Here is a 6,887-nt window from a genome sequence, read left to right on the forward strand (position 1 = left end):
TCAGCATTGTCTTGATCATTTTGGTAGTTATTACGTTGATCGACTGCGCTCGCAAGTGGCTGGAATTGCTGAAGACGGATAAACCGGTCGGCATGAATACGGAAATCCAAAACTTCTGCGAGTATGGAAAAACACAACCCAACGTGACTCCTTGATGTCTAGTTAAAGGATCAAAGAGAGGGCCCGGGTCTGGCTTGCTGCTGGACTCGGGCCCTTTTTCTATACCAGAGTATATAAGTCTTGAGAGGCTGAGATAGAAGAAATGGCGGGGATAACGAACCGCGAAATACACGAACAACGCGAAAGGGGTTTTAAGGGACTGGAGGTTCTGTATAAACGGTGGCATAACTGTATTTGAGACAAGGTTTCCGCGCGACTCTCAAAAATAGGAGGCGACGGCAGTTCCGCGAACTCGCTGGCGCTCAGACATACGGAACTTTTCTCCGTCGTCTCCTGTTTTTGCATCCTGCGGACCGTCTTGCTCCCCAAAAGTCTCAAATACAGTCACGGCCATCGTAACCTCATACGTTCCCTCGCATTATTCCTCTGGCTTTTCTCTGTTACTCTGTGTGACGTTATTTTCTAAGGACCGCGTAGCGGTTTTTCTTATATTTGTTTCTCTTTTTTGTAAAAATAATGCAGTAAAAAAGGATTTCTCGTTCAGTCAGCGAATTTTATAAAAGTATTAGTATCTTTGCTCAGGAGGTTCAAGTGTAACTTTATGAAAATAATAACAGCAGAACATTATGGTTTTTGCTATGGTGTGCGCAGGGCCGTCGAGATGGCGGAAAAATGCAAGAATACGAACGGTCCGGTGGCGACATTGGGGCCGATCATTCATAATCCTCAAGTGGTAGAACGTTTGCAAAAACAAGGAGTCGGCGTGGCATCCTCTTTAGCGGAGTTTTCGACAGGGACTGTTGTCATTCGTTCTCATGGCGTAGGACCGAGCGTGTATCAAGAAGCGGAAAGCAAAGGATTGAATGTGGTTGACGCTACTTGTCCGCATGTGCAAAAAGCGCAGCAGGCGGCGGCGCGGTTTTTTCAGGAGGGACGCCAAGTCATTATTGTTGGCGAACAGAGGCATCCGGAAGTGCAAAGCATTCTGGAATGGGCGCAGCGCCAGGCGAAAGTAGTGGAAAATAAGGAAGAAGCCGAAGCGTTGCCTGAATATGAAAAAATAGGCGTTGTTTCCCAAACAACCTTTGCTACGGATTTGTTTGCGGAACTGGTAGCCATTGTATCGGCTAAGTCAGCCGATACCGTAGTGGACAGGACGATTTGCGCGGCCACAGAGCAGCGGCAGCAAGCTGCGTTGCAGCTGGCATCTCAAGCGCAGATAATTATAGTGGTAGGCGGAAAAAACAGCGCCAACACGAATCGTCTAGCCGAACTTTGCGCCCGGGCGGGAACAAAGGTATATCATATAGAAACGGCGGAAGAATTACAACCGGCTTGGTTTATTGATGTAGATACCGCAGGAGTTACCGCCGGAGCATCAACGCCGGATTGGATTATTGAGGAGGTTTGCAGGAAAATGCAAGATTTTAACGAAATGTTGGCCCAAACAGCGGAGAAAATTGAACGGGGCATGGTGATTAAAGGAACCGTCGTAGGAATTCGCCGTGATGAAGTGTTTGTTGATATCGGCTATAAGGCGGAAGGCGTTATTCCTTTGAAAGAATTGGCTTATCCCGCACCGGCCCAAGCTTCGGACTTGGTGAAAGATGGCGAAGAGATTGATGTTTACGTGTTGAACGCAGATAATGAGGACGGCCAAGTACTTCTGTCTAAGCGTCGCGCTGATGAACAGGTTGCCTGGAACCGCTTGGAGGAAGCTCTGGAGCAAAAAAGCCCGTTGCAAGTTACGGTTACTGCCGAGGTGAAAGGCGGTCTTTCGGTAGCTGTATTTGGGATTCGGGGCTTTATCCCTGCGTCTCATATTGATCTGCGTTTTGTAGGTGACCTAGGTGAATATATCGGCCAGACGATTCAAGTTGTGCCGATTGAGATTGACCGGGGCAAAAAGCGTATCGTTTTGTCTCGGAAGATCATTTTAGAAAGTGAACGCAAACAAAAAGAAGAAGAAATCTACGGTTCGATCGAACCCAATCAGGTTGTACACGGTGTTGTACGCCGTCTTACTGATTTCGGCGCTTTTGTCGATATCGGCGGTGTTGACGGGTTGATTCATATTTCGGATTTGTCGTGGCATCATGTTAAATCACCGCAAGAAGTCGTGCAGGTTGGCGATGAAGTGGATGTGTTGGTGCTCAAGGTAGATGCGGCGGCTAAACGGATTTCTCTAAGCCTGAAGCAAACACAGCGGGATCCCTGGATGGATGCGGTGGAAGAATTGCAGGAAGGCATGCTGGTAAAGGGTGTTGTGACCAAATTAATGCCCTTTGGCGCTTTTGTAAAAATTCATGGCGATATTGAAGGCCTTGTGCATATCTCTGAAATGGCGGAGCAACGTATAAACAAACCGGAAGAAGTTGTTTCCATCGGCCAAGAAGTTGTCGTCAAAGTGATTCGTGTGGAAAAAGAGCAAAAGCGGATTGGTCTTAGTATTTCTCAGGCGCAGCAAGAGACGGAGCGGGAGGAATTCAGCTCTTTCATCGACACGCAGGCAGAGCCGGCGCAAGCGACTATTGGTGAACGTTTAGCTGCTGAAGAAGAGAAATAAGATGCAGTCTACCAGGCAGTCGCGCAAGTTAGACCATGTGCGCTGTGCGCTGGAATTGTCAGATGGGCCGGCGGAAAATGGGTTTCAGGATGTACAGCTGCTGCATCATTGTCTGCCTGAGTTGTCCTTGACGGAAATTTCGCTTGCTACCTCCGTAGGAAAGCAGACCTTGACGCATCCTTTAATTATTAATGCTCTTACAGGCGGCGCTCAGGATGTGACGTACCTGAATGAGCGCCTGGCTGTATTGGCGAGAGAGACGCAAAGCGTATTGGCCGTAGGTTCGCAATACGCCGCGGTGGAGGAGCCTGAGCTTGCAGAAACCTTTCGCGTTGTGCGGCGGCATTTGCCCCAGGGAACGGTGTGGGCGAATTTAGGAGCGTATGCAACGCCGGCGCAAGCGGTCATGGCTGTTGAAATGCTTGACGCAGCGGCCTTGCAGCTGCATCTGAATGTGGCGCAGGAGCTATTTATGGCGGAAGGAGACCGCGATTTCTGCAATTACCGGGATAACATCGCCGCTATTTGCAGCGCCGTATCGGTCCCGGTGATCGTCAAGGAAGTGGGCTGCGGCATGCGGCGAGAAGCGGCAGAGTCCCTTCTTGGCTGTGGGGCGGCGGCCTTAGATATAGGCGGCTCCGGCGGTACGAACTTCATTGCCATTGAAGGCAAACGGAAAAATGAGTTTTTAGCTGAAGATCTTTTGGCCTGGGGCATTCCTACAGCCTGTTCCCTGTTGGAAACCGGCAGTGTAGTGCAGCGGCAAAGAGCGGCTTTAATTGCTTCCGGAGGCGTGCGAACGGCGCTGGAGGTTGTAAAGGCTTTAGCCTTGGGAGCCGATGCGGTCGCATTGGCAGCGCCGGCACTGCGGCTGGTGTGGTCTGGCGACTTGAAGGCTGCTGTCGAGCAGTGGCAAGCTTTATTAATGCAGATTCGGCAATTGCTGCTTTTGTCTGGCTGCAGCGGTATTGAAGAACTGCAGAAGTCTCCGGTGGTTTTAACCGGTTTGGTCGAGTCCTGGAGTCGACAGCGCGGCTTGACACGACGCTTCTTCTAGGGGAATACAGGCGCCGGCCACGGAAGTGGCCGGCTTTCTTGTCTTTGCTTGAACAGATGTGTTAAGATGAAATGAAGAATCACTGTACAGGAGGGCAAATTCAGTTGGATGACGTGCAAAGTTCAATCGATCATAGAGGGGTTTCACTGCAAAAAGTAGGGGTAAAAGGAGTTCGTTTGCCTTTTTCTATTCGAACGAAGGCCGGAGGATTTCAACATGTTGTCGCTACCATTGATGCGGCAGTGGATTTGCCTCATGACTATAAAGGTACTCATATGAGCCGGTTCTTGGAAGTCCTGGATGCATGGCGAAACAAGCCGGTTTCCATGGTGGAACTAGAGGACATGGCAAAAGATATTTGTGTTAGGCTGCAAGCTAGCCGGGCGCATGTATGTTTTTCGTTTATCTATTTTATTGAAAAAGCGGCGCCAGTGAGCGGCATTCGCAGTTTAGTCGATTATAATTGTTCTTTTGAAGCGGCCTATGACGAAGATGGAACTTTTGATTTTATTCTTTCCGTGGAAGTTCCCTTTACCTCTTTATGCCCGTGCAGCAAGGAAATATCTCGCTATGGCGCGCATAATCAGCGCGGCATGATGCGGGCGCGTTTGCGTTGCCGACCCGGGGTGCTGCATTGGTTGGAAGACCTGGTGGCGGCTATGGAGGCCCAAGGGAGTGCGCCAGTGTATTCACTGCTCAAACGGCAGGATGAAAAATTTGTTACCGAGCAGGCCTATGAAAACCCTAAATTTGTTGAAGACGTGATTCGTGATTTGATTTTGCTGTTTCGCGGCCTTAAGGGCGTACTCTGGTTTGATATTGAATGTGAAAACTTTGAGTCCATTCATAATCACAGCGCTTATGCCGCACATAGCGAATGGGTAGAAGGAGAGACTGGAAAATGAAACAGGGCCAAGGCGCTTTAGTGGTTTTCAGCGGCGGACAAGACAGCACTACTTGCTTGTTTTGGGCGCTGGAGCGATTTGAGCGGGTGGAAGCTGTTACTTTTGATTACGGGCAACGCCATAGCAGTGAAATTGAGCATGCGCGGCAGATTGCCGCAGAACTTGGGGTAAAGCATACGGTGCTGGATATGGCGCTGCTGAATCAGCTGGCCCCGAATGCATTGACCCGTGAGGAAATCCCTGTTGAGGGAGGGCAAGAAGGTGAGCTTCCTTCTACCTTTGTGCCGGGGCGTAATTTGCTGTTCTTGTCTTTTGCCGGTGTTTTGGCCAAAGGGCACGGACTGCGCCACATCGTGACCGGCGTATGTGAGACGGATTACAGTGGCTATCCAGACTGTCGGGATATTTTTATTAAGTCACTAAATGTCACTTTGAACTTAGCCATGGCGGATGACTTTGTTTTGCATACGCCGCTGATGTGGCTGGATAAAGCGCAAACTTGGGAAATGGCGGATCAAATGGGCAAACTGGAGTATATTGCCGAAAAAACGGTGACTTGTTATCATGGTATTCCTGGCGCGGGCTGCGGCGCTTGTCCGTCGTGCCTTTTGCGGTCCAAGGGGCTTGCAGCTTATCTGCAGCAACGCCGTCCGGGAGGCAAGGTATGAAATATCCAGTGTTAGATCTGTTCAGCAGCATTCAAGGAGAAGGCTGCTATCAAGGGACGTTGGCGTCTTTTGTGCGCCTGGGCGGCTGCAACCTTCGCTGCTCCTGGTGTGATACGGCCCATTCGCAAACGGCAGCAGGGGCGAAGGAAATGGAAATTTCGGACATTCTTTTGCAGCTGCCGCGCGATGTGCGGCGAGTCATTATCACCGGCGGCGAGCCGACATTGCATGATTTAGGGCCTTTAGCAGCGGCGTTGCATGCGCGTGGGCATGAAGTGGCCCTGGAGACGAATGGCACTCAAGAGGTGCCGGCTGAGTGGGGCATTGACTGGATTGCCGTTTCCCCTAAGCCGGATGCTGCGTATGTCGTAATTTGTCATGCGGATGAACTGAAATACGTGGTGGATGAAAAGCTGCAGGTTGAGCACATTCAAGACGCCTTAGTCCCGGAAGGACGGGTATATCTGCAGGTGGAGGGCGGACGGCCAGCTTCGGCTTTGCGGGCTTTAGAATTGGTACGAGCCAACCCTCAGAAACTGTGGCGCGTAGGCGTACAGCTGCATCGGGTGCTGCAGGTTCCTTGATACGGCTAACACACAATCTAGGCGGTGAGAGCATTGGAAAAGCGGGCATTGAATAATGCGGACGGCAGCAAAGTATTTAAGGCCGCCCTGGAAAATCCTTCTGGTTTGAGCGGCGGTGACGCCTGGACGCCAGATTTGCATCTGGCTTTATATAGGACGGCGCAGCTTGGGGCTGACGGGCAGCTTTACGAGGCGGTCACTCATAACGGCACGCGCAGCGCCATTCATCGTCTGGACAGCTTTTATTCTTTTTGGACTTTTTGGCCGCAGGTGGTTAATACCGACTTGCTGGAGGAGTATCGCCTGCTGGCTGGGGATGAGTCAATTTTGCGTCGGCAGTTTCATCGGCCCGAAAGCATTCACGGTATCAGTCATATGAAACGGGTGCTGCTGCATTCATTTTTCCTTTCCTTTTTGGAGCAGTTATCGGCGAAGGACCGGAAAGTACTGCTGTATGCGGCGGCGTTCCATGACATTGGACGCAGCCATGACGCCTTGTGCGAGCGTCACGGGGCGGATAGCATTGAGAAAATGAAGAAGCTTGTTGCGGTGCAAGAGCAACTAGAACCGGAAGATTTGCGGGCTTTGCAGTTTATTATGCGCTGGCACTGCATTGCGGATCAGCGCGGCGTAAAAGCTTTAGGAGAAATGCCGGCTGCCGAGCAGGCGCGCATCAAATATCTTTTCTTCTTATTTAAGGATTGTGACGCCTTGGACCGTGTGCGCATTTTGGATTTGGACTTTAAGTATCTGCGCTGTCGCCGCTCTTGGCAATTGGCGCTTGTGGCCTATCAGCTTTTGCATCATTTAGGGGAAGTGGAACAAGAGTTTCTTCTTTAAACAATAGAAAAGCTCTTTCCCGTTTTTCGTGTATTTCGCGGTTCGTTATCCACAAACCCTTGCCATTCCTCCTGTTTCAGTCTATAAATTCGGGTATAGCAAAAAGCCGCAGCTGGCGGCTTTTCTATTTTGCAGCTGGAAATACGA

General features: G+C 50.5%; 6 protein-coding genes. All 6 read left to right on the forward strand.

Going from position 1 to position 6,887, the window contains the following annotated elements; translation table 11 throughout:
* The first annotated feature begins 721 nt into the window (after positions 1 to 721).
* A complete protein-coding gene (locus PHF27_RS11920) occupies positions 722 to 2,686 on the forward strand; it encodes a bifunctional 4-hydroxy-3-methylbut-2-enyl diphosphate reductase/30S ribosomal protein S1 (protein WP_300070328.1) in 1,965 nt (654 codons plus the stop codon).
* A gap of 1 nt (position 2,687) precedes the next feature.
* Positions 2,688 to 3,743, forward strand: a complete 1,056-nt coding sequence (fni, locus tag PHF27_RS11925) for a type 2 isopentenyl-diphosphate Delta-isomerase (protein ID WP_300070330.1) — start codon at positions 2,688 to 2,690, stop codon at positions 3,741 to 3,743.
* A gap of 104 nt (positions 3,744 to 3,847) precedes the next feature.
* A complete protein-coding gene (gene folE2 / locus PHF27_RS11930) occupies positions 3,848 to 4,648 on the forward strand; it encodes a GTP cyclohydrolase FolE2 (protein ID WP_300070332.1) in 801 nt (266 codons plus the stop codon).
* Positions 4,645 to 5,316, forward strand: a complete 672-nt coding sequence (gene queC / locus PHF27_RS11935) for a 7-cyano-7-deazaguanine synthase QueC (protein ID WP_300070334.1) — start codon at positions 4,645 to 4,647, stop codon at positions 5,314 to 5,316. Before folE2 ends, queC begins: the two co-directional genes overlap by 4 nt.
* Positions 5,313 to 5,900 (forward strand): 7-carboxy-7-deazaguanine synthase QueE, encoded by a 588-nt coding sequence (locus PHF27_RS11940; protein ID WP_300070336.1) that lies wholly within the window; start codon positions 5,313 to 5,315, stop codon positions 5,898 to 5,900. The genes queC and PHF27_RS11940 overlap by 4 nt, the downstream gene beginning before the upstream one ends.
* Positions 5,901 to 5,933: 33 nt before the next feature.
* The gene (locus tag PHF27_RS11945) at positions 5,934 to 6,740 is read left to right on the forward strand and encodes an HD domain-containing protein (RefSeq protein WP_300070339.1); all 807 of its coding nucleotides are present in this window, start codon (positions 5,934 to 5,936) and stop codon (positions 6,738 to 6,740) included.
* The last annotated feature ends 147 nt before the right edge of the window (positions 6,741 to 6,887 follow it).

Origin of the sequence: Anaeromusa sp., from assembly GCF_028691475.1 — a bacterium.
GTDB lineage: Bacteria > Bacillota > Negativicutes > Anaeromusales > Anaeromusaceae > Anaeromusa.

Bases quoted from the DNA above. Each gene is read 5' to 3' on its own strand.
- PHF27_RS11940 (WP_300070336.1), top strand. From the start codon at position 5,313: ATGAAATATCCAGTGTTAGATCTGTTCAGCAGCATTCAAGGAGAAGGC.
- queC (WP_300070334.1), top strand. From the start codon at position 4,645: ATGAAACAGGGCCAAGGCGCTTTAGTGGTTTTCAGCGGCGGACAAGAC.
- PHF27_RS11920 (WP_300070328.1), top strand. From the start codon at position 722: ATGAAAATAATAACAGCAGAACATTATGGTTTTTGCTATGGTGTGCGC.
- fni (WP_300070330.1), top strand. From the start codon at position 2,688: ATGCAGTCTACCAGGCAGTCGCGCAAGTTAGACCATGTGCGCTGTGCG.